Origin of the sequence: Aestuariispira ectoiniformans (genome assembly GCF_025136295.1) — a bacterium.
In the GTDB taxonomy this organism is placed as follows: Bacteria; Pseudomonadota; Alphaproteobacteria; order UBA8366; family Aestuariispiraceae; genus Aestuariispira_A; species Aestuariispira_A ectoiniformans.
The window spans coordinates 3246700-3270354 of sequence record NZ_CP062788.1; the positions used below are offsets into that span (position 1 = coordinate 3246700).

Genomic DNA, 23655 nt, shown 5'->3' on the forward strand with positions numbered 1-23655 from the left:
CGTTTTTGTTGTTGGGGCATAGAATTCACCGGCAGGAGGGACGAATCAGCATCGGCCCAAAGCGCAACAGGAAGATGCCGAACCCGGAGATCCACCCGACCGCCGCAACAACCAGCCAGGTCTGATACATATCCAGAAAACCAAAATCCGCCGAGACACGCGCCAGTGTGGCAATCCCGATTGCAGCATAGGACAGCCCCATGCCTAGCGGTGCGGCAAGCGCGCGCCCCGTATGCCCCAGACCGGCCCGGCTCATAACCGCAAGGATCATGACTGCGGCCGCACCAATTCCGGCGGCATGAATCCAGGCGACTTCCGGTATGGCGTCATCCCACAGGGCCAGATGTTTGAGCCAAAGCGCCAGTACCAGAAGTACATAGCCCAAGTGCAATACCCACAGCAGAGAGTCGGACAAACTCCTGTGTCCCTGCCAGCGGCAGACGCGAATACTGTGCAACACAGCGGCAATGCCGGTTACGGCCAAAGCCACCGGGCCGGACAGCGAAAACATGTCTACCGCAAGCACCAGAACCAGGGATAAAACGGCCAGTTTGTCCAACCGTGTCATGACCGGAATATCAATGGCCCTGCCCTTTCGCTGCAGCCAGTTCCGCGTGAAGGCCGGGACGATCCGTCCTGCAACCAAGGCAATCAGGATCAGGACGATATCCAACCCCAACACCTGCGGACGGCCCCAGTTACCGCCGAGGTCATATCCGGCCATCGCCAGCAAAAACAAAGCGTCGACAACAAAAAACCCGCCGAATATGCCCAGAAAGACCAGGTTTCGGCGATTTCCAGCCTTTATAAGGACAGACGCCACATACAGACCGAGGAATGGCAAAAAGCTCAGCTCAAGGGTGGCCACAAGGAAAAACGGAAGGGCGTCAAAGGCAAAGACCGCCGCACGGCCCGCCAGCCATAAGGCAAAAAGCGCCATCAGCGCCCTGCCCTTCAGTGGCGCGGCATTTGTCCAGTTGGTGATGGCTGTCAGGATAAACCCTGCCAAGGCCGCCACGACGACACCGAAAAGCATCTCATGGGCATGCCACAACACCGCCTGTTCCGGCAGTGGCACCGGCAATCCGAAGGCGATATAGGCAATCCACAAAATGAGGACCAGCGGCGCATAAATGCCGACGGCCAGAAAGAAGGGACGAAAACCGAAAGAAAATAGTGTTGATAGCATCGCATCCACCGAGAAAAGCCATGCTTGATGCATAGCATTCCCCGGTAAAGCGCCCCTTGATTTTAGGCAAATTATTGACTGTGCAACTCGGCTTCTGCGGTCATCGCAAGAAATCCATCCGGGTCTATGGCCCAAAGCAGGGCCCGGCTCCCCTCCCGTCGTCCGGCAATTTTAAAGGGCCTGTCGTCAAACAAAGGCCGCCTTGCCCGAAAACTGAATTTGGAAATTTTCTCTCCCGGCAGGTTTTCCAGCACGAGCCCCGCCAACAGGGTCGCCGTCAAAGGCCCATGCACCACCAACCCCGGATAACCTTCCACATCCCGGCAATAATCCACATCATAATGAATGCGATGGCCGTTATAGGTGAGCGCGGAATATTGAAACAGAAGAACCGGATTGGGTGAGATCGTCCGGGTCCATTCCGCATCAGGCGACGGTTCCTCCCCGGCTGGCAGTTTCGACCCTTTCTCGGGCGGGTTGCGGTAGACGATATCATGCTGCTCGGTCAACCGAAGGTCACCACCGACATGAAAGGCATGCTCTACCGTCACGAAAGCCAATGGGCCGGTCCGACCGGTCTTTTCCTGAACATCAAGGATCGTCGACACCCTGGTCACATCATCGCCGACGCATAAAGGCGCCTTCATCCATAGCCGCCCCCCGGCCCACATGCGGCTTGGCAGCGGCACCGGCGGCAGGAACTCTCCCAATGTGGCGTGACCATCGGGTCCCAGGTCAGACGCCCGCGCGACCTCGGGAAACAAGACCCAATGCCATAACGGCGGCAAGGGCGTTCCCACATCGGATTGCCCCGGACCGGCCTCCAGGGCCGCCGCCATGCGCACCAAAGGCTGTAACGCAACGCGCTCCTGTCGTTCCTGCGACTTACCAATCCACTGTTGAACTTCACTCACCGGCCACTCCCTGTCATTGAAAAGCCTGAATTATCGCTTTGGCGGAAGGAATTCTGGGCAATTGACTATTTTCCCCTGCCGCTTAGGCTAACGTTAACCAAGCTAAGACAAAATACGACAATCAAACAGACTGCTAAATGGAAATGCGCTGTTTAGCTGTCGGAAAAGGCCAGTTGTATTTTCGCATAATGTTTCCTTCTGACCCGGCCAGCGGCGCCTCAGCCCCGCGACGGCCAGTTACAGTTGGGACGGGGTACGAGAAACGATGCGTTTGAAAGACAGGTTGGCGTTCCAACAGGCCAAATGGGCCGTTGTTGCGGCCCTGGTGTTGGGTTTAACGCTTGGCTCCCTGCAAATTGCCTGGGACCTGAGTAATGAACGCGACCAAATACATGAGACGATCAACAGTGTAATCCGGACCGTGGAGGAATCCTCCGCACAGGCTGCCTATGGCCTCAACAACCAGTTGGCGCTGCGTGTCCTGACCGGCCTGTTCGAATATAAACCGATTGTCCATGGGGCGATCTACGCCCGTATCGACGATGCCGTCGTGGAAAAACTGGCCGAGGCAAGCCGTCCCAGAATGGCTGGTGCGCCAAGCTGGCTCGCCAATCAGCTTCTTGCCGGTCAGACCGAATATACAGTCGAATTGCACGACGACGCCACGCGGGAGGTCGTCGGGGAATTGCGGATACAGATCGACCCGCAGGTCATTGCATCAAACTTCCTTGTGCGTGTCCTTGTTGTCACCGCGAACAGCCTGGCCTGGGCATTCTTCCTGTCCATCATCATGTTCGTACTTTTATATCTGACACTGACCCGCTTCCTACAGCAGACAAGCCACGCATTGGCTGCGGTTGATCCCGACAATCCAGGCACAACGCAATTGCCAATCCCCAAGGCCCACCGTAATGACGAATTGGGACAATTGATTTTCCATGCGAACCGCGTGCTGGAGAGAACCGGCCAGGCGATCCAGCAGCGTGTCGAGATCGAATCCAGGCTGCGTGACAGCGAAGAACGTTTCCGGTCATTCTTCCATAATTCCCCCATCGCCATGTCACTCAAAGACAAAGAGTTGCGCTATGTGATGGTCAACAGTGCCTTCGGGGATATTTTCGGCATCCCCGCCCACCAGCTTCTGGGCAAACGCGCCATTGATATCCCCGGGCTTCCTGCCACGAAGGAAACACTGGATCTGGATCAAAAAGTCATCCAATCAGGAAAGACCTGCCAGGAAGAGATTACCTGCCCGTTCGACGATGGCACCACCAAGGAACTGCTGACCGTACGCTTCCCGATTGCAATTCAGGAAGACGGCCAGCCCACAATGGTCGGGTCCCTGAATGTCGACATCACCTCGCGCAAGCACCTGGAACTGGAACTTCGCCGGGCAAAGGAAACTGCCGAATTCGCGAACCGCGCGAAAAGTTCCTTCCTCGCCAATATGAGCCATGAATTGCGCACGCCGCTCAATTCCATCATCGGCTATTCCAATGTCATGCAGGAACAGCTCTTCGGCCCTGTAGAGAACCCTCGCTACAAGGAATATGTCGATTACATCCACCAGTCGGGCAACCATCTGCTGGAATTGATCAACGATATTCTGGACCTGTCTAAAATCGAAGCCGGCGCCATGACCCTCTCGGAAGAGCGGATTGAAATAGGCCCGCTGGTTTCCTCAAGCCTGCGCATGGTCGAGGCCAAGGCAATGACCGGCGGCCTTAAGCTCAGGGCCGATATTCCCGAAGATATCCCCGCCCTTTGGGGAGATACGCTGCGTATCAAGCAGGTTTTGCTGAACCTTCTGTCCAACGCGATAAAATTCACGCCCGACGGCGGAGAGATCACAGTCAACGCCCGGAAGCGCGACGACAATTGCCTTCAGTTGACCGTCAGTGACACCGGCATCGGTATTGCCAAGCGGGACCACAAGCGCATCCTCGAACCTTTCGCCCAGGTAGACGATATTCTGTCCCGCAGCCATGAGGGTAGTGGCCTGGGACTGGCCCTTGTACGCAACCTCATGCAGGAACATGGCGGCAGCGTCGAGTTGGACAGTGAGATTGATAACGGCACCGTGGTCACGCTGACCTTCCCGGCGGACCGGACCCTTGCAGATGATGAAATGATCACAAGCAAGGTACAATTTCCCATCTAAATCAGCTCGCTAGGCTAATTTATTTTGGAAAGGCATTAATGTTTGGAAAACGAATGCAGGCTAAGATGGCTTCACAAAGTCCCTGAAGCATTGGCATTGTATGTAGGTGGATAGAGGAACCGTGTCTTTGCGTGGCAGACAAACTCTAACAGGAAAGTTCCTGATTCTGGCTCTACCGCCCATGATATTGGGTGCCGCCTTATACCTGCTTGTAATTAGCTGGTTTGAAATCCAAACCGTCTTCGAGACGGAACAGCAGGTCACCGACGCCATGGCGAACCGCTACGCCGACATCCTGGCCCGGCCGATCTGGAACCTGGAAGAGGAAACCAGTGCGGAAATCCTGGATTCCCTCATTGCCCGCGAAGATACGACCTGCCTGCGCCTTGACGACGTTATCGGCCTGGAGGGGGCCACCTCACGCGGTGACTGCAAGAATGTCAGCGACGGACGCATCTCCTCCCAGGCACCAATTATCTTTTCACAGGGCCGCATCAAGGAAACGATCGGCACCCTGTTCCTTGTGCGCAAGCTGGAAAGTGGCTTTACTCGCATCCTGCAACTGATTGCACCACAGATCGTGCTCACGCTGCTTCTAATCAGCGTTTTGATTGTGCTGGCCTTCTATGGTTTCAGAAAGACGATCACCGCCCCTCTGGGAGAAGTCCAAAGATCCCTGCGCTCCTACGAAAAAAGCGGTTATCGTCAACCAGTTAACTGGCATAGTTCCGACGAGTTGGGACAGTTCGTACAGGCCTACAACAGCGCCCTCGACCGTCAGGAGACCAGCGAAAACGAGCTGCGGAAACAGCTTGAACTGACGCGCACGCTGTTGAAAACAGTTCCTAATCCGATCGTCTTTCTCAACACCGACCTGACCTTCCAGGGGTGTAACGACAGCTTTTCCATCATGTTCGGTGTGAACGATGAGAAGGCCGCAGGCAAACCCATTGATCAGCTTCTCGCAGATAATCCATGGTCATTGCTACCAACCAATCTGGACACGGTTTTCCCGTCCAGCATGGGCCCCACCTCCGTTTACAGCACGGAAACCACCGTCCATGACCGGTTGGGAAAAGAACATGTGGTGATCTTCTCGACCAGTGTCTTGCGAGACCCGGACGGCAATGTCACCAGCCTGGTGTCCCTGATGCAGGATATTACCGAACGCAAGCAATCGGAAATGGAGCTTGAGGCCGCCAAAAACGCCGCCGAAAAGGCATTGGCGGAACTTCGGATCGCCCAGGACAACCTGATCCAGAGCGAAAAAATGGCCTCACTGGGCAGTCTCGTTGCCGGTATTTCCCACGAAATCAACACCCCGATCGGGAGCTGCATCACCGTGGCATCCTCGATGTCGGAACGCACCGATCAATTCCAGCAAATCCTTGATAGCGGAAAAATCCGCCGTGCCGACCTGGTCTCCTTTGTGGAAACCATGGGCGAAGCCTCTGATATCCTGAACAAAAGCCTGACGGTTGCCGCAGAGTTGATCCAGAACTTCAAACAGGTGGCCGTCGACCAGACAACCTCCAAACGCCGTGGCTTCGATCTGGAACGCGTGATAACCGAAATTGCGTCAACGCTGCAGCCGGTGGTCAAGAAGACTCCCCACCGGCTGGAGCTGGATATTCACGACAATATCCCAATGGACAGCTATCCCGGCCCATTGGGGCAGGTTGTGACCAATATCGTGAACAATGCCCTGGTGCATGCCTTCGCGGACAAAGATCACGGTACAATCATGATTTCAAGCAAGCTGACCGACGACAGCAGCGTTTCCCTTGTCATCTCCGACGATGGCTGCGGCATTCCCAAGACCCACCTGAAACGTATCTTCGACCCATTCTTTACAACAAAGATGGGGTCTGGCGGCACAGGCCTCGGACTGAATGTGACCTACAACATCGTGACCAATCTTCTGGGCGGAACAATCTCTGTCACCAGTGCACAAGGCCAGGGCAGTTCCTTCACCATAACACTGCCGCGCGTCGCGCCTGACAATGCCACAGATACGGAAATGCCCCCGAAGGAAACAACCTTCGTCATTTGAAAACGCCCCCAGAATGAACCTGGAGGCGTAAAAGCAGAAAGTCTGCTGATATAGATACAATCCCCTAAGCAGGGTTCAGGCGACGTTCCACCATTTCCCGGCGTAACTGGTCCAGGTCTGTATCGGAGAGCTGTTCTTCCGCAATGGTCAGGACCGTGGTTTCCTCCCATGCCGTATGCCGCCGCAGGGCCTCCGCAAAAGCACGAAGATTATTGTAGAGGCGCTGGGGATTGGGGATCGTGTGGCCTTTCTCCAGAATTGCCAGATCCTCGAGAATGAAATCGGCCAGGTCTTCATCAAATTCATGCTCGTTGCGCAACTGCTTCAGCATGGCCGTGAACTGCCGGTCACCGCTCAACCGCTTTTCAAGAAGCGGAAACAGCCCTTCTTCCTCGTCCTTGATATGCCGGGGCAACTCCTCCCGGAACAAGGACAATGCAGACAGAACCAGGGCCGGTTGATTGCCCTCCGCCAATGTTTCAGCCATGTCTGTCAGCGTATCGCACAGACGAATCTGCCTTTCGTGATCTTCACGAATTACAGCAATTGGATTCAGGCTGTCACGGCCTTCCCGGTCCTGCATACGCAAATTGGTAAAAGCCTTGACTTCACTCATCCCCGCACTCCTTCAGGCCATATGTGTTTCGACGCTCAACCTATACAGTGGGGGTCTCAAGCACACATTGACCTGCGTCAAACAACCGATAGTGAAAATCGCGCAACTCTTACAAGTTTATCAGCGAGACAGATAAGCCGTGTACAGCATCCGAAATTTGCGTTTACTATTCATCGCTTAACGAGAACAAATCACGCCTTGGGAGGAGCTATGGCAAACGACGGTGAAGCAAGCGGTCTGGAGCGCAACGCAGCGAATTTCGTTCCCCTGTCGCCCCTCTCCTTCCTGTCGCGCACCAAGGATGTCTATCCTCAGCGCGAAGCATTGGTATACGGAACAAGGCGATACTCCTGGTCCGAAGTCCACGAACGCTGTGTTCGCCTTGCATCCGCGCTTGCACTGCACGGGATCGTCAAAGGCGACGTGGTGTCAATCATCGCCCCGAATACGCCGGAACTGTTCGAAACCCATTTCGGCGTGCCGATGGCAGGCGCCATCCTGAATACGATCAATACCCGGCTGGATGTTGAAACAGTCGCCTATATCCTGGGGCATGCGGAAACCAAGCTGCTGTTCGTGGATCTGGCCTTTGCCGGGCTTGTTGAGCAGGCGTTGGCGCAAATGCCCGGTCACAATATCCAGATTGTCAGCATCGTCGATGAACAGGCAGGCCAGGCCCATGGAGACAATCCGTTTGAAACCGACTATGAGGCTTTTCTGGAGTCGGGCCAAAGTGACTTTGCCTGGTCCCTGCCGGATGACGAATGGCAAAGCCTCTCCCTGAACTACACCTCCGGTACCACAGGCCATCCCAAAGGGGTTCTGTATCACCATCGCGGCTCTTACCTTATGACGATGGGAACGGTCATGGGCTGGGGCCTTCATGGTCACCCCAGGTATCTCTATACGGTGCCGATGTTCCACTGCAACGGATGGGGGCATGCCTGGACGATGACGGCCCTGGCGGGCACGATCGTTTGCTGTCGGCAGGTCTGTGCCGAGACGATTTTCAGCGCTATTTCCGGCGAAGGCGTGACCCATTTCGGCGGGGCGCCAATTGTGCTGTCCATGTTGATCAATGCAGACGCTTCCATACGCCGCCGTGTCCCCCATCCGGTCAAGGCACTGACCGCCGGTGCGCCGCCACCGGCGGCTGTCCTGGAGAAAGTCAGCGCTCTGGGCATTGATGTGATGCAGGTCTACGGCCTGACTGAAACCTATGGTCATGTCCTGCAATGTTCATGGCAGGACCAATGGAACAGCCTGCCCATGGATGAGCAAAGCGAAATCAAGGCACGCCAGGGTGTTTGTTTTCCGATGATGGAGGCGGTGCGGGTCGTCTCGCCCGAAACCGGAGAGGACGTCCCACGGGACGGCCGGTCATTGGGTGAAATCCTGCTTCGTGGCAACACCACGATGAAAGGCTATCTGAAAAATCATGAAGCAACCGCAGAAGCCTTCGATGGAGGCTGGTTCCATAGTGGAGACCTCGCCGTCATGCACCCGGACGGCTATGTAGAAATCAAGGACCGCCTGAAAGACATTATCATTTCCGGTGGCGAAAACATCTCCTCCGTCGAGGTAGAGTCGGTATTGTACAGGCATCCCGCCGTGGCCTTTGCCGCAGTTGTCGCCCGGCCTGACGAAAAATGGGGAGAAAGCCCCTGTGCCTTTGTCGAGCTTAAAGCCGACGCCAGCGCAACGGCAGAGGAAATCCTCTCATTCTGCCGCGAACATCTGGCAGGCTTCAAAATGCCGAAAACCATCGTCTTCGACGAGGTTCCCAAAACCTCCACCGGCAAAATCCAGAAATTCCAGCTTCGCGAAAAAGCCCGCACTTTGTAAAAACAAGACCGCCAATGTCAGGCACATTGGCGGTCTTCATCTATTCTGCTGCTTGAATGCCACCTTCAACTACTCACCCTCTCCAAAGTCGAATAGCTAAATGTCTTCAGCCAAAAGAAAAAAATTTCCAATTAAGAATAATTTTCACTTGCGTTAGAAATTAAGAACGATTATCACTTTCATTGGTTGGACGCATTGATGGCCGCACTTTGGTCCCCTCAGGCCTCACTCGCGCTCCCACCGTCTTTGTCCTGTTGCCGCAAGTTATTCGTTTTTTGATTTATTTGCGGCTTCGATCCTGATCCAAACTGCCCCCGGATTTTTCCGGGGGCTTTTTTTACCTTCTCCATTTGTATCGCGGCTATACTATACAACCTTCGGGGAAGGAGGTTTCGGTCGATGGAGAACATCCCTGACGCATTGCGCCGCAGCCTGCTGATAGGTCTGGGCGTCTTGCCGCTGGCGGCGTTGGTCCCTGGGCAACGTCCGGCCTGGGCCTTGACCAACCACGTCGACATAGAGCCCAACTCCCGCTACCAAATGTCCAACCGGCTACAGACCGTCGCCGACAGACGCCCTCCACCTCCTGAAAGCGGTCAGGGAAATCGACCGCCACCGCCGGACCAGCGAGGAGATCGCCCCCCGCCACCCGACCGACAGGATAGCAGACCGCCACCACCACTAAACCAACGGAGAGACAGGCCGCCGCCAAGGGATCGGCAGGAAGATGCCCCACCTCCACCGCCGCCACCAGCGGATTGAGCGAGGCGGAAGCGTCAGTTTTCCTTCTGTTGGCGGCGATGACGCTGCAGCCCCAATTCGTCCAGTTCTATCTGTTCGCGGTGCTTGCGTGCCGTATCTTCCGCCTCCAGACGGCTATCCCGGGTCAGTTCCACACGCTTTTTCTCCGCAAAGGCCTCCGCCATGCGGTCCCGCGCATTCTCCAATTCCGGTTGCAGCGCGATAATCGCCTCTACAAGACGCTTGTTCTCCCCGCGCGCCCAATAGGCAAACTGACTGTATGCGGATGCATATTCCGGATTTTCCTGCGCGGACTTCTGTTCCTTGACCAGGCGTTTGGCCAGGTTTTCGATGCGTCGGCGCAGATCATCTTCACGTTCCTGAATGACCTTCAACTCCCGGCGCCGTTCGTCCAGCGTCAACTGATGCAGGCGAATCAGCGTTTCCAGGGTTTTGGTCACGGATAGGTCATCCCGAGGATTTCAGCCAGAGCCTGATAGCCGTCTTCCAGCTCCGACCGTTCATCAATCCGCTGAGAAATGAAATTTTCGATCTGCGGATAGTAATGGATGGCCTCATCCACCAGAGGGTCGGACCCGTGCCGATAAGCCCCCAGGCGGATCAGTTCCGCCATATCCTCATAGGAGGCCAGGAGACGGCGGGCCCGGTTCACGATTTCATTCTGCGTTTCGCTGTTACAATCCGGCATGCTTCGCGAAACACTGCGCAGCAGGTTGATCGCCGGATAACGGTTACGATGGGCAATGGAGCGGTCCAGAACAATATGCCCGTCCAGAATGCCACGCACCGCATCGGAGATTGGTTCATTGTGGTCATCGCCCTCCACCAGAACCGTGAACAACCCGGTAATACTGCCCCGGTCGGTTCCCGGCCCTGCGCGTTCCAGCAAACGCGGCAACTCCGAAAAGACGGTTGGTGTATAGCCCTTGGTCGCAGGCGGTTCGCCCGCACTCAACCCGATCTCGCGCTGGGCCATGGCAAATCGCGTGACGGAGTCCATGAGACACAGCACATCATTGCCCCGGTCCCGGAAATATTCCGCAACAGCCATGGTCATATAGGCAGCCTCACGCCGCATCAGTGCCGATTCGTCGGAGGTCGCCACCACGACTACACTGCGCGCCAGGCCTTCTTCGCCCAGATCATCCTGAATGAATTCCTGAACCTCACGGCCACGTTCGCCGATCAGCCCGATCACAATCACCGGCGCATTGGAATAGCGCGCCAACATGGACATCAGGATGGATTTACCAACACCGGAACCCGCAAAAATCCCCATACGCTGGCCCCGACAGCAGGTCAGAAACGTATTGATGGCACGAATTCCCAGGTCGATTTTCTCGCCTACACGGCTGCGCGCATGGGCTGGTGGCGGGGCACTGCGAATCGGATAGGCGGCATCCCCCTGCCGTAACGCCCCATGCCCGTCGACCGGCTCGCCAAAGGGATTGATCACCCGGCCCAGCCAACTGGGGTCCGGATGGGCAACCGGTTCGCTGTCCATGACCTCGACCCGCGTGCCCAGACCAACGCCATCCAGCGTCGCATAGGACATCGCCAAAGCAGCTCCTTCACGGAAACCGACGACTTCACAGATGACATTCTGTCCGCCACGGGCCAGCAGATAACATCTGTCGCCAATCGACATATGTCCCTGAATACCACGGATTTCCACCAACATCCCCTGAATGGCGGAAACCTTGCCGAAGGTGCGATGGGACGGCACCCGGCGAATATCGGATATCAACTGCTCTAGAATTGTGCTCATGCACCACCGGATAACATGACGGGAACAATAGCTCAAACTAACACAAAAGCGGAAAGACTCTAAGGTTTCAAAGTGGCTGAAAACACCACAACAATAAGTTGTTCACTACATAGTTACCTCATTTCTACGAAAAATGTTAACCTTTTGCTTTAGCTATGGTTAAAATAGTTAATAAAGCTATTGGCGGCGAAAAGCCGTTCTCGGGTCCAGAAGGCATAGCGGGAGACAGTCATGAGAATTCTTCTAGTTGAAGACGATCAAGCAACAGCCGATACAATCAAACTTGCACTCAGCTCCGAAGGCTATGTGATCGACACGGCCGACCTGGGCGAAGACGGGCTGGAAATCGGCAAGATATATGACTACGACCTCATCATTCTTGACCTCATGCTGCCCGATATCGACGGTTACGAAGTCCTGCGGCGCCTGCGGGATGCCCGTGTGGAAACACCAATCCTGATCCTGTCCGGGCTCGACGAGTTGGACAACAAGGTAAAAGGACTGGGCTTCGGGGCCGACGACTATCTGACCAAGCCCTTTCACAAACGGGAACTGCTGGCGCGGATTCAGGCGATTATCCGCCGCTCCAAGGGCCATGCCCAATCCCTGATCAATGCCGGCGAGTTGAGCATCAATCTGGACGCCCGTTCTGTCGAGGTTGGCGGAAAACCGGTTCACCTGACCGGCAAGGAATATGGCATTCTGGAACTTCTGGCCCTGCGTAAGGGAACGACGTTGACCAAGGAAATGTTCCTGAACCACCTCTATGGCGGCATGGACGAGCCCGAAGCGAAAATTATCGACGTGTTCGTTTGCAAGCTGCGCAAGAAACTGGCCAACGCGGCCGGTGGCACCAACTACATCGAAACCGTCTGGGGGCGCGGCTATGTGTTGCGCGACCCGCATGAAGAGGATGTCGAACAGACGGCTGTCGGGTAAACAAGCCGCCTGAGTTCAATACAAAAAGGCCGGGCCACCAAGGTCCGGCCTTTTCTTATTTGACTGTCCTGCACCGAGCTAGATCGGCAGTTCGCCATTGGTGAGCTGATAGATACCGCGACGACCGGTTACCGGCTTGAAGCTGTCAGTCACGCCAAGCACCGTTTCCGCCCCACCCAGCAACAAGGCCCCGTCCTTGGGCATCTGCCTTGAAATTCCGTCAAGAACCTTCCGCTTGGTGTCCTGATCGAAATAGATGAGAACGTTGCGGCAGAAGACCACATCGAAAGTCCCCAGCATCGCCGGAGACTCCAGCAAATTGAACTCGCGGAACTGAATCATCGACCGGATAGAGGCATCCAACTGCCATTTGTCGCCGGTTTGACGGAAGTATTTCACCAGCAGGGTAATCGGCAGGCCCCTTTGCACCTCGAACTGCGTATAAAGGCCGGTCTTGGCTTTTTCCAACATCTCGACAGAGATATCTGTGGCAACAATCTCAATGCGCCAGCCCGCAATCTTGGCCCCCAGTTCCTTGAGAATGATGGCAAGGGAGTATGGCTCCTGACCGCCCGAGCAGGCCGCGCACCAGATACGAATTCGCCGCGATGTCTGACGGCTTTCCATGAGCATCGGAAGAATCGCATCGCGGAACTGGTCGAAAGGTTTCTGATCCCGGAAGAAGAGCGTTTCGTTGGTGGTCATGGCCTCCGTAATGTCGGACATGATCTGCGCATTCTTCTTACGCACCTCAACGCAAAGCTCTTCGATCCCCTTCTGGCTGTGCTTGCGAGCCACGGGCATCAGACGTGTTTCGAGCAGATAAGCCTTATCCTCCCCGAGGACGAGGCCGGACCGCTCTTTCAACATGGTGGCAAGCAAGTTGAAGTCTTCTACCTTCATGCCGAGCCTCCCAATGCTATAGATTTTATTTTGGGCCCAATTTCCAGGATCGGTAACACCGCGCTACACAGGCCGGCGGTTGCGACCGCTCCCGGCATTCCCCAGACAACGCTTGATTCTTCATCCTGGGCAATCAGCACACCGCCGTCGTCAACGACCACCTTGGCCCCCTTGCTGCCATCGGCACCCATGCCAGTCAGGATCACCGCCAGAATCTTGCTGCCGCCATAGCTTTCGACCAGGCTGCGCAGCATGGGATCAACCGCGGGCCGGCAGAAATTCTCGGGCGGGTCCTGCGTCAGCCGGATTTTTTTATGGATGCCATCCTTGGTAATCAGCATGTGGTAGTCACCCGGCGCGATATAGATATGCCCCGGTTGCAGCACATCCCCGTCCTCGGCTTCCTTGCTCGGTCGCCCGGACGCGCGCGCCACATGTTCCGCCAGAATAGTCGTGAAGGTCGGCGGCATATGCTGCGTGATGACAATCGGCTGTTTCAATGCCGCCGGAAGGTCCTTCAGAACCCGGAACAGGGCCTGTGGTCCGCCTGTGGAACTGCCGATCGCAATGATTTCCGGATGAATTGTTTTCATCGGACGCAGGACAACGGGCTTGGCCGGTGTCACCCTCTTCGTTTCCGGCAGGGTGTCGCGCCGTGCACGGGCAGCACCACTGGTTCCTGCAACAGCTTCCTGACGCTCCCGACGCAAACGCCGACGCCGACCTACGCGCCCCAGGGTACGAACCTTTTCGATCAGGTCGCGCTTGAAATCGTCACGGCTGCGAAGCTCGCCTGTGGAACTGGGTTTGGGCACATAGTCTGCCGCCCCGAGAGACATGGCCTTCAACGACACTTCCGCATTACGCAGGGTCAGGGTGGATGCCATCAGGACCTGGATACCCGGTACTTTTTCGATGATTTTCGGCAGGGCCGTCAAACCATCCATGCGCGGCATTTCGATGTCCAGAACAACCACATCCACATCGTGCCGGTCCAGGGCCGCAAGGGCCCTTTCACCGTCGCCAACCGACGCAACAACAGAAATATCCCCGCTTTCTTCCAGAAAGCGGGTCAGCATTCCCCTGATAACCAGGGCATCGTCAACTACCATAACGCGAATTGCATCATTGGTTTGCTGGGACGACGCACCGGACATGCTGGCTGTTGGAGAAACGCCCATTAAATGAGACCTACCTGCGTGAACTTACTTTGGATAATTTCGCTGTCGAAGGGCTTCATGATGTATTCATTGGCCCCCGCCGCAACAGCTTCCTGGATATGGCTGAGATCGTTTTCGGTGGTGCAGAAGACGACGATCACATCACCGCCGCCCGGCAACTGACGCATTGCCTTCATGAACTCCATGCCATCCATATTGGGCATGTTCCAGTCGAGCAAAACGCCATCCGGCATTTCTTCCTTACACCGGTCGAGCGCCTGTTTGCCGTCTTCAGCCTCAATAACCTTGAAGTTCAACTCTTCCAATATCTTACGGGCGACCATACGGATTACCCGGGAGTCATCGACGACAAGACAGGATTTCATCTTTTAGCTCCATCTCCCCAAGTGGTCGCGAGCACGAGCCTAACACCACTATTTTGCATAACGTCTATTGTAGTTCCTGAGGGAGGGAACGACAATGCCGCCCCTCCCCAGGTTTAATAATTCAGCTTTCGGTCCAGGCCGTATCGGCCAGGGCCTGTAGCAGGCCGTCGCGGTCATGCTTCGCGACGTAATCTGTGAAACCGACTTCGCGTCCCTGTTCAAGGTCACTCGGCGACGTCCGCGAAGTCATGGCGACGACAGGCAGATCCTGCCAGCGTGACCCGGAACGGATCGTGCGGCACAGGTCAAAGCCGTTCATGCCCGGCATTTCGATGTCACTGACGATGATATCGAATTTCTCGCCGCGCTCGCAAAGGTTCATGGCAGCCTCGCCGCCTTCGACGGCGGTCACCTCATACCCTGCGACCGAGAGAATCGGTGACAGCAGGTTGCGGAAGAAAGCGCTGTCGTCGACCAGCAGAACCTTACGTCGATCGGTGACACCGCCAATCTGATCCGCGCCGGAACCGAACCAGTCGGAGAAGGCCTGCGTCAGGTAATAACCGGTATCAATGATCTCGGTTGCCTTGCCGTTGACGATTGCACTGCCCACCATGCCGGTACGCTCGGCGCTGAGTTCCACATTCAGGCGGTCTTCGACGATATCGAGGATTTCGTCGACCACAAGCCCCATGGAACGGTCCCGATCAGAGAAAACCAGGGTTGGTTTCTTGCCGGTTTCCGGGAAAGTATAGCTGTCGTTGATCGGCACCAGAGGCATCAACTGACCGCGATACTGCACCAGCGCCTGGCCATTGGTAAATTCGACCTTGTCGAAATCCACCTCTTCCAGACGCGCGACCAGGCCAAGCGGGACTGCCTTCGGCGCCTCGCTGCCGGCACGGAACAACAACAATGCCACGCGTTCTGCATCTCCTTCCGCGCGTATCGCCGCCGCTTCCTCTGCGGCACGATGATCGGCGACCCCGGACATTTCGCCCAGCGTCTTGGCAATGCCGTTGAGGTCCAGGATCAGGATTACGCTGCCATCGCCCAGGATGGTATTCCCGGAGAAGATTTCGATGTTGCGCAGGATGGAGGAAACCGGTTTGACCACGATTTCTTCCGAGTCGAAAATCTTGTCGACGATGATACCGAAAGAATTGGTCCCAACCTGTGCGACAACAATGAAATGCTCGCGGTTAAGATCCTGTTCTTCCTCACCGGGCACACCCAGCAACTGGCGCAGCCGGACCAGCGGCAACAGTACATTGCGCAGGCGAAGAACCGGCGTGCCGTGAATATTCTCGATGGTATGTTCGGAATTGTCGCTGGAACGGACCAGTTCCACGACACTGATCTGCGGGATGGCGAAACGTTCCTCGGCACATTCCACGATCAGGGCCGAAACAATGGCCAGCGTCAGCGGGATCTTGATCAGGAAGGTGCTTCCCTTCCCTTCCACTGACTTCAGTTCGACGTTACCGCCGATCTTGTCAATGTTGGTTTTCACCACATCCATACCGACACCGCGACCGGAAACGGAGGTTACCTGCTGTGCGGTAGAGAAACCTGCCGCGAAAATGAACTGTTGAATCTGGTGGTCATTCATCGATTCCAGTTCGGATTCGCTCGCCAGGCCGTTGGAAATCACCTTTTCCCGGATTCGGGCCATATTCAGACCGCGGCCATCGTCGCTGATCTCAATATGAATATGTCCGCCCTCGTGATAGGCATTCAGAGTGATCGTACCTGTTTCCGATTTGCCGGACGCCTCACGCGTTGCCGGGTCTTCAATCCCGTGGTCCGCCGAGTTTCGCACCATATGGGTCAGCGGATCCTTGATGATATCGAGAACCTGCCGGTCCAGTTCGGTTTCCGCGCCGATCATCTGCAGGTCAATCTTCTTGTTCAGTTCGATCGACAGGTCACGCACGATACGCGGCAGTTTGGCCCAGGCGTTGCCGATAGGCTGCATGCGCGTCTTCATGACGCCTTCCTGCAACTCACTGGTCACATGGCTCAATCGCTGCAGCGGGGCATTGAACTCGCTGTCACCATGTTTGTCACCGTGGCTGCGCAGGATTTGCAGCAACTGGTTACGGGTGAGGACCAGTTCGGACACCATCGTCATCAGATTTTCCAGCAGGTCCACATTCACGCGGATGGTCTGGACGATGCCGCTGCCCTCTTTCTTTTCGGCAGCCATCGTGGTCTTCCGGTCGTCCTTATGGCTGTCCGCAGCCGCCGGAGCCGTTTCCTTGACCGGCGCCGGCACCTGGCTGGCTTCTTCCGCCGGCTTTTCATCGGCACCACCGGCCTCAGAGCGTTTCTTCGCGGCCATAGGATCGCCGGGGCCTTTATATTCAGCAGCTTCAAAAGCGGCCTGCAGTTCGGGGGAATCCTGCGCGACCTCTTCGGAATTCATCATTGCGTCCAAAGCCGCGCTACCCGTTGCCGGCGCAGCAGGCTCTGCCGCAGCCTCGGCTTCCATGGCCGCAGCGGCCTCTTCGTCTTCCTGTTTCGCAGCAGCCGCCTCATCCGCCGACGCGCCCACAGCACCGGGGACTTCGCCGGTCTCGGCCAGATGATTCAGATGCTCGATCAGTTCGCTGTCATCGCCTTCCGGTTCGGCCTCGGTCTGTTCGAGGTTATCCAAGATGGCCTTGATGCAATCGAGTGATTCCAGGATCAATGTCACCGCCGCGGCGGAAACCTCAAGTTTGCCCTCGCGGAACTGACCCAGCACGTTCTCAGAAGCGTGCGCAACAGCCTCCAACCGGGGCAGCCCCAGGAAGCCACATGTTCCCTTGATGGTGTGAACCAGACGGAAGATGTTGCTGAGAATCGCCTCATCATTCGGATTCTGCTCGAACTTGACCAGCTCAACGTCGAGCGTGTCCATGCTTTCCTTCGTTTCCGTTAGGAATTCACTAAGCAAATCATCCATTGCATGCCCCCAAGGTCATCGTCGCCGGAATGGCGGTTGTTGTTATTGCCCACAGACGTTTCCCAATAGCGCCCAATAGTACCGCACGATACGTGTCAGCATTACGCCCGCAGACTCTGTTGCTCATTCGCCGGTTGCGTCTCACAATAATACCGTATCTTCTTTAACTGCCAAAGAAAAGTTGGACCGTGCCTACATTTTCATGGAAAGGTTAACAAAGCATTAGGCTTCCCCCCTAAAGACATGCTTCAGCCCCCGGCCCTGGCAATCAGAGAAACCTTCCCCGTTTCAATCGTCAGTTCAAGGCTGTAGCCCGCTTGTTCCGACATCAGACGGGTCCACTCACCCTGTACGGCGCGTGCCGTCAACATCCCTGTCTGCGCGGTTCCTTGCAGCGCGGCAACCACCTCCCCAGGGAGCATTGCATCGTCGCCCGTCGACGTGACCGTCAACATGTCGTCATCCACCGACACCGACAGTGTGCCGCCGCGTATCAGTGCCTCATGTGCCAGGATCACCATATTCAGCACCAGTTTGCCACAGCCATCCCCCAGGTCCGGCACGATCGGGGGCAACGGCCAGTCCAGGCGCGTATTCCCGCTTTCCACAAAGGCATGCGTCACACTTCGAAGCTCTGGCACATCGTCCGAGCCCCGCCCTGCAGAACCATAGGCCAGCCGGAAAAACTTGAGCCGGGACACGATCTGATCGGCACTCTTGCTTACCAGCGCCATTGCGTCGTCATTCGGCTCGCCCGGGACCAGTTCGCCCAGGAATTCCACGCCGTTGGCAACTGCACCGGCAGGACCGACCAGTTCATGACACAGCCGCGACGCCAGCAATTCAGCTACTCGAATTTCCACTTGTTTGTTCTGCCTCATCTCAATTTTAGCTTGTTTGATGTCCAGATATCGAAATGAAAGAAAGATTTCTTTGCGCTGGATCAGTGTAATATATCTATCAAAAAAATGGATATCCCCGATGACGCTTTTTTGACGACATTTGCCTAAAAGACGATGTATCGACCTTATTCAGTGCCGACGCGCCGCAGAAATCACCCAAGAGGACCTTCCTATGACCGAAATTCCTGATACGACCTTCGTTCCGGGCGCATGGGTCCGTCTGCCGCAGGCCCCGGATTGGGGCATAGGCCAGGTGCAAAGCGCCATTGGCGCACGTGTCACGGTCAATTTCGAACATCGCGGCAAGCAGTTGATCAATACCGATCAGGCAACGCTCGTCGCGGTGAGTGTAGAGGATGACGTTAACAAGGCAGACCAGTAGAAGACGATCCCCTATGGATCGGGTAAAGTGGCGTAAATATGCCATAATAAAATAAATCAGGAAGACAACGAAGATCGGGAAGGAGCACAACAGGTCATGGCCGAACTCGTTGGCGAAGTTAAGAAATTCCGCAACCCTGGCTTCGGGCGCCGCAAGGCCGTTCCCCATCCGAAGGGACGCCAGTTGGACCCGCAGGCACAAGACGAGGTGCGCACACTGATCGGCGACGGGTCACATGACCACGATCTGCTGATCGAATATCTGCACCTGATCCAGGATGAATACGGCCATCTGTCCGCCCGCCATATGCAGGCGCTGGCAGCCGAAATGCGCCTCTCGCAGACAGAAGTCTACGAAGTCGCCTCTTTCTATGCCCATTTCGATCTGGTTCTGGAAGACGATACCCCGCCGCCGCCGGTCACAATCCGTGTTTGCGACAGCCTGAGTTGTGAGATGGCGGGCGCACAGGAAATCCTGAAAAACCTGCCGGACGCCGCAGGCGGCGATGTCCGCGTCATCCGCGCCCCCTGCATGGGACGCTGTGACTGCGCGCCTGTTGCAGAGGTCGGGCACAAGCATTTCACCAAGACCACGGTCGATGAACTGGCCGCTGCCGCCAAGGCCGGGGACACGCATCCCGACCTGCCGGACTACCAGACACTGGACGCCTATCAGGCCGACGGCGGCTACGCGCTGTTGAATGCCTGCCTCAACGGCGACAAGACCGTTGAACAGATCATCGAGACACTGGAAGGTGCTGGCCTGCGCGGCCTGGGCGGTGCGGGCTTCCCGACCGGCAAGAAATGGAAATTCGTCCGCATGGAAGAAGGCCCGCGCCTGATGGCCGTCAACGGTGACGAAGGCGAACCTGGCACCATCAAGGACCTGCACTATCTTTCCCAAAAGCCGCATCAGTTCCTGGAAGGTATGCTGATCGGCGCCTGGGCGGTCGAGGCCGAAGCCGTCTATGTCTATATCCGTGACGAATATCCGACGGTCATCAAACTGTTGAAGGCGGAAATTGCCGCTGTCGAGGCCGCCGGGCTCGCCAAGCACACCAAGATTCATCTGCGCCGTGGCGCGGGGGCCTATATCTGCGGTGAAGAATCGGCGATGATCGAATCCATCGAAGGCAAGCGCGGTCTGCCCCGGCACCGCCCGCCCTTCGTCGCCCAGAAGGGTATCTTCGACCGGCCGACCCTGGTCAACAACGTTGAAAGCCTCTACTGGGTGCCGGAAATCGTCAACAAGGGTGCGGACTGGTTTGCCTCTCACGGCGCCAACGGCCGCAAGGGCCTGCGCAGCTATTCCGTGTCAGGCCGGGTCAAGGAGCCGGGCGTGAAACTGGCCCCTGCCGGTGTCACCATCCGCGAATTGATCGACGACTATTGCGGCGGCATGCTGGACGGGCACGACCTGAAAGCGTACCTGCCGGGCGGTGCCTCCGGCGGCATCCTGCCTGCAAGCATGGACGATATCCCGCTGGACTTCGACACGCTACAGCCCTTTGGCTGTTTCATCGGTTCCGCCGCCGTCATGGTACTTTCCGACAAGGACAGCGTGCGCGATGCGGCCTTCAACGTGATGAAATTCTTCGAGGATGAAAGCTGCGGCCAGTGCACGCCCTGCCGGGTGGGCACGGAAAAGGCGGTCAAGCTGATGGCCAAGGAGAAATGGGATCTGGACCTGCTGGAGGAGCTTTGCCAGACCATGGCGGACGCTTCGATCTGTGGCCTGGGCCAGGCGGCCCCCAACCCGATCCGCAGCCTGATCAAATACTTCCCCGAGGAAGTGCCGGGCTGACAACCGGTCAGACCAATGCAGAAAAGCCACCTCGCCGCCGGTGGCTTTTTTGTTATGATGATAGCGCATAAGTCCGCATGCACAGGAGATATCACAACCCAAACCACGGGAGGAAATCGAATGAGCAAGAGCCTGCTATCCCATGCGATCAAATACTATCTGAGTGGAATCGACACCGATACTTTCGTCGATGACTTCATCAAGCGCTGGGACAGGGAACGAAACAGTGGCGAGCTAAGCAAAGACGGAGACAATCTCGACCTTTGCCTGTCCAACATATTTTATGCCATCGATATGTACGACACGGGCGAAACGGACCTGGGCAGCCCGGAGTTGAACAAGGACCACCTGCGAACTGAAATCGGCAAGCAGCTGCACGACCTGATCCGCGCCAATGCGAAATACCGGAAAGTCTACGAAGAGGTAGAAAAGAGCCTGAAAAAATAAAAGCGGGCGGCCCCTTCCGGCCGCGCGCTTTTGGGAGGAATGAAACGCGTTAGCGCAAGTCAGCGATCAACGCTTGCCGTCAAAAACACCGTGGGAGACAGCGGTAATGTCGGAGCGCGAAAGACCGATGTCTTTCAACTGGCTATCGGTCAGGCCCTGCAGGATCAGGCGGGTACGCTCTTCTTCATAGAATTTCATAACCTTCGCCCCGGCAGTGCGGAAAACCGCAGCTACCTTTGCAATCAGACCGCCCTGGCTGTGTCCGGATACCGGAGCAAAACCACCAACTGTCGCGTTCTTCAATGCAGCCATCGTCTTCATCCTCAATTCATGCAGGTAACAGGGGTAAATCAGCGGCGGCAGCGACCTTGGGAGTATTGGGGGAGAGGGAGGGTTGGTCACCGCCGCCGTTCGAGAGATATGTAATAATCTTTCGCCGGAAAAACACGCGGGAAAAAAGCAATCCATCTCTGCAAGAAATGCATAGCTTTCAGCCCTGTAACAAAAGAACCGTTTCATCCGGATTTCATAAAGTCTTGTTACTGGCTTTACCCTGGCTCTTGAAAGTTAGGTTACTTTCCACTTGCGATATGTATCGATCCGATATATAGAGTTTCGGCATATATTGGTGCAGTCCTGACATATCTCGACAAACTTTTCACTTGGATTGGTGTTAAAAGCGGTCAGGCAAACCAAAACGGTGGGGCAAATAGGGGCATAAGAAATGCGGTATTTCCGTATTTGATGACATTTTTCATGATCATGGTGTGACGATGGATATCAGGACAACCTGTCTGGGTGTACTGGCGCTGGGCGATGCCAGCGGGTACGAAATCCGGAAATCCTTTGAAGAAGGTCCCTTCTCCCATTTTGCCGAAGGCGGTTTTGGGTCGATTTACCCTGCGCTCAACAAAATGGAGGTCGAAGGCCTGGTCACATCGCGTTTGCAGGAACAGAAGAAACGCCCTGCAAAGAAGATCTATTCCATTACGGCCAAGGGACGGCTTGTGTTGATGGATGCCTTGTCCAAGCCCCCTCGGGACGACCGGTTCAAGTCGGACTTCCTCTTTACCATGTTCTTTGCCGACTATCTTGATCCGACGGATGTCGAGACGATTATTGATCAACGTGTGAAAAACCTCACAGACAATATCCGCCACATGGAAGAATACTGCCAGGATGACTGCACCCCGCCGACCAAAGGCGCGGTGTTCGTGCGGGACTTTGGCCTGGCCATGCAAAGGGCTGCCCGCGACTTCCTGGAAAATGAGAAACACAAGGCCGTTGCCGCCGCCCTACAGGGTGCGGACAGGGACGAAAGCCCCGGTGATGGCAGGACAGACGATAAATCCCAAGCTGCTGAGTGAATAAGATGAGCAATCGGTTACTGAAGGTCCGCCCTTCCCTTTACATCTCCGCCGGCCTCGCCGTAGCGGTCGGCCTGTGGCTGTGGTCCGGGCAATGGGTCAACGCGGAAGAAAACAGCACACAAGCCCCATCCACCGAGCAGCAGGATGAGGTTGTTGCCCTGCAGTCGGTCCGTACAGCCACGAGCCAGGCACAATTGCATCAGGCCGTGCTGAAAATCAGCGGCCGCACGGCCTATGAAAAACAGGTTCAGGTCAATGCGGAAATCGACGGGCGGATTGCCCAGGTCGATATGGAAGAAAGCCATGCCGTCAAAAAGGGTCAGGTAATCGCCCGGGTGGCAATTGAAGACCGCCAGGCCCGCGTTGCCGAGGCCCAGGCGCTGCTGACCCAGCGTAAGATTGAATATGATGCCGCAAACAAACTCGCGAAAAAGGGCTTTCAGTCGGAAATCCGCCGATCGGAAGCGGCGGCAAACCTGCAATCTGCCAAGGCACAGCTCCGTCAGGCGCAGATCGCGCTGAACAATACGGCCATCACCTCTCCCCTCGACGGTCGGGTCAGGACACAATCTGTTGAGGTTGGTGACTATGTGAAGGGCGGTGACCCGATCGCAACGCTGGTGGATATGAACCCGATCCTGGTCAAAGGTCAGGTCTCTGAACGCGATATCAACGAAATCGCCCTTGGATCACAGGCCGAGGTGACGCTCATCACCGGTCAGGCCCTGCAAGGGATCATCAGCCGCATCGCCCCGGTCGCCGAAGAGGCAACCCGCACCTTTGAAGTGGCCGTCGAAGTCGAAAATCCCGGCAACGTCATTCCCGTCGGCATAACGGCGGAAATGAAACTGCCGCTGCAGCAGGTCAAGGCCCATATCCTGTCCCCGTCCCTTTTGACGCTGAACGATGCTGGCGAGATCGGCGTGAAATATGTCGACGATGACAGCGTCGCCCGTTTCACACCGGTTACCATCGTCGAGGACACCCTGAAAGGCATGTGGGTCATGGGGCTTCCTGACATGGTGAACCTGATCGTCGTCGGTCAGGAGTATGTAAAAGACGGCCAAAAGGTCAAAACTGCCGACGTCGCGGTCAACGGCTGAGC

At 56.2% G+C, this 23655-nt stretch carries 20 protein-coding genes; 9 read left to right on the forward strand and 11 right to left on the reverse strand.

Going from position 1 to position 23655, the window contains the following annotated elements:
• Positions 1–25: 25 nt before the first annotated feature.
• Both IF205_RS15245 and IF205_RS15250 read right to left on the reverse strand, forming a co-directional pair.
• Positions 26–1222: an NnrS family protein gene (locus IF205_RS15245; RefSeq protein ID WP_259780211.1), complete on the reverse strand. Its 1197-nt coding sequence runs from the start codon at positions 1220–1222 to the stop codon at positions 26–28.
• Between the two features lie 38 nt (positions 1223–1260).
• The gene (locus IF205_RS15250) at positions 1261–2103 is read right to left on the reverse strand and encodes an HTD2 family dehydratase (RefSeq protein ID WP_259780212.1); all 843 of its coding nucleotides are present in this window, start codon (positions 2101–2103) and stop codon (positions 1261–1263) included.
• 265 nt (positions 2104–2368) lie between these two features.
• Between IF205_RS15250 and IF205_RS15255 the strand changes: the two genes are divergently transcribed.
• Together IF205_RS15255 and IF205_RS15260 are read left to right on the forward strand one after the other, a co-directional pair.
• On the forward strand, positions 2369–4264 hold the full coding sequence (locus tag IF205_RS15255) for a PAS domain-containing sensor histidine kinase (protein WP_259780213.1): 1896 nt from the start codon (positions 2369–2371) through the stop codon (positions 4262–4264).
• 181 nt (positions 4265–4445) lie between these two features.
• Positions 4446–6317, forward strand: a complete 1872-nt coding sequence (locus tag IF205_RS15260; RefSeq protein ID WP_259780214.1) for an ATP-binding protein — start codon at positions 4446–4448, stop codon at positions 6315–6317.
• 64 nt (positions 6318–6381) lie between these two features.
• On the opposite strand, the gene IF205_RS15265 is transcribed toward IF205_RS15260, so the two are convergent.
• Positions 6382–6933 carry a hemerythrin domain-containing protein gene (locus IF205_RS15265; protein ID WP_259780215.1) on the reverse strand — a complete coding sequence of 184 codons (552 nt, stop codon included), beginning with the start codon at positions 6931–6933 and terminating at the stop codon, positions 6382–6384.
• 210 nt (positions 6934–7143) lie between these two features.
• Between IF205_RS15265 and IF205_RS15270 the strand changes: the two genes are divergently transcribed.
• Positions 7144–8778 carry an acyl-CoA synthetase gene (locus IF205_RS15270; RefSeq protein WP_259780216.1) on the forward strand — a complete coding sequence of 545 codons (1635 nt, stop codon included), beginning with the start codon at positions 7144–7146 and terminating at the stop codon, positions 8776–8778.
• A 776-nt stretch (positions 8779–9554) separates the two neighbouring features.
• Here the strand turns inward: IF205_RS15270 and IF205_RS15275 are convergent.
• Together IF205_RS15275 and fliI are read right to left on the reverse strand one after the other, a co-directional pair.
• The gene (locus IF205_RS15275) at positions 9555–9980 is read right to left on the reverse strand and encodes a flagellar FliJ family protein (RefSeq protein WP_259780217.1); all 426 of its coding nucleotides are present in this window, start codon (positions 9978–9980) and stop codon (positions 9555–9557) included.
• Entirely contained in the window at positions 9977–11308 is a 1332-nt protein-coding gene (fliI, locus tag IF205_RS15280; RefSeq protein WP_259780218.1) for a flagellar protein export ATPase FliI, read from the reverse strand. Before fliI ends, IF205_RS15275 begins: the two co-directional genes overlap by 4 nt.
• A 231-nt stretch (positions 11309–11539) precedes the next feature.
• On the opposite strand from fliI, the gene ctrA reads away from it, so the two are divergent.
• On the forward strand, positions 11540–12247 hold the full coding sequence (gene ctrA / locus IF205_RS15285) for a response regulator transcription factor CtrA (RefSeq protein WP_259780219.1): 708 nt from the start codon (positions 11540–11542) through the stop codon (positions 12245–12247).
• A gap of 78 nt (positions 12248–12325) precedes the next feature.
• On the opposite strand, the gene IF205_RS15290 is transcribed toward ctrA, so the two are convergent.
• The 5 genes from IF205_RS15290 to IF205_RS15310 all read right to left on the reverse strand — a co-directional run bounded on the left by IF205_RS15290 (position 12326) and on the right by IF205_RS15310 (position 18509).
• Positions 12326–13150: a CheR family methyltransferase gene (locus tag IF205_RS15290; RefSeq protein ID WP_259780220.1), complete on the reverse strand. Its 825-nt coding sequence runs from the start codon at positions 13148–13150 to the stop codon at positions 12326–12328.
• A complete protein-coding gene (locus tag IF205_RS15295) occupies positions 13147–14331 on the reverse strand; it encodes a protein-glutamate methylesterase/protein-glutamine glutaminase (RefSeq protein WP_375542654.1) in 1185 nt (394 codons plus the stop codon). Before IF205_RS15295 ends, IF205_RS15290 begins: the two co-directional genes overlap by 4 nt.
• Entirely contained in the window at positions 14331–14696 is a 366-nt protein-coding gene (locus tag IF205_RS15300; protein WP_259780221.1) for a response regulator, read from the reverse strand. The genes IF205_RS15295 and IF205_RS15300 overlap by 1 nt, the downstream gene beginning before the upstream one ends.
• Before the next feature lie 121 nt (positions 14697–14817).
• Positions 14818–17646: a hybrid sensor histidine kinase/response regulator gene (locus IF205_RS15305; protein ID WP_259780222.1), complete on the reverse strand. Its 2829-nt coding sequence runs from the start codon at positions 17644–17646 to the stop codon at positions 14818–14820.
• Between the two features lie 248 nt (positions 17647–17894).
• Positions 17895–18509: a histidine phosphotransferase family protein gene (locus IF205_RS15310; protein WP_259780223.1), complete on the reverse strand. Its 615-nt coding sequence runs from the start codon at positions 18507–18509 to the stop codon at positions 17895–17897.
• A gap of 211 nt (positions 18510–18720) precedes the next feature.
• Between IF205_RS15310 and IF205_RS15315 the strand changes: the two genes are divergently transcribed.
• The 3 genes from IF205_RS15315 to IF205_RS15325 all read left to right on the forward strand — a co-directional run bounded on the left by IF205_RS15315 (position 18721) and on the right by IF205_RS15325 (position 21180).
• Positions 18721–18930, forward strand: coding sequence for a DUF3553 domain-containing protein (locus IF205_RS15315; protein ID WP_259780224.1), 210 nt, complete (start codon positions 18721–18723; stop codon positions 18928–18930).
• 96 nt (positions 18931–19026) lie between these two features.
• Positions 19027–20733, forward strand: a complete 1707-nt coding sequence (locus IF205_RS15320) for an NADH-ubiquinone oxidoreductase-F iron-sulfur binding region domain-containing protein (protein ID WP_259780225.1) — start codon at positions 19027–19029, stop codon at positions 20731–20733.
• Between the two features lie 120 nt (positions 20734–20853).
• Positions 20854–21180: a colicin immunity domain-containing protein gene (locus IF205_RS15325; RefSeq protein WP_259780226.1), complete on the forward strand. Its 327-nt coding sequence runs from the start codon at positions 20854–20856 to the stop codon at positions 21178–21180.
• A gap of 66 nt (positions 21181–21246) precedes the next feature.
• On the opposite strand, the gene IF205_RS15330 is transcribed toward IF205_RS15325, so the two are convergent.
• A complete protein-coding gene (locus IF205_RS15330) occupies positions 21247–21492 on the reverse strand; it encodes a DUF1127 domain-containing protein (protein WP_259780227.1) in 246 nt (81 codons plus the stop codon).
• A 461-nt stretch (positions 21493–21953) separates the two neighbouring features.
• On the opposite strand from IF205_RS15330, the gene IF205_RS15335 reads away from it, so the two are divergent.
• The gene (locus IF205_RS15335; protein WP_259780228.1) at positions 21954–22547 is read left to right on the forward strand and encodes a PadR family transcriptional regulator; all 594 of its coding nucleotides are present in this window, start codon (positions 21954–21956) and stop codon (positions 22545–22547) included.
• A gap of 5 nt (positions 22548–22552) precedes the next feature.
• Positions 22553–23653: an efflux RND transporter periplasmic adaptor subunit gene (locus IF205_RS15340; RefSeq protein ID WP_259780229.1), complete on the forward strand. Its 1101-nt coding sequence runs from the start codon at positions 22553–22555 to the stop codon at positions 23651–23653.
• Positions 23654–23655: the final 2 nt, after the last annotated feature.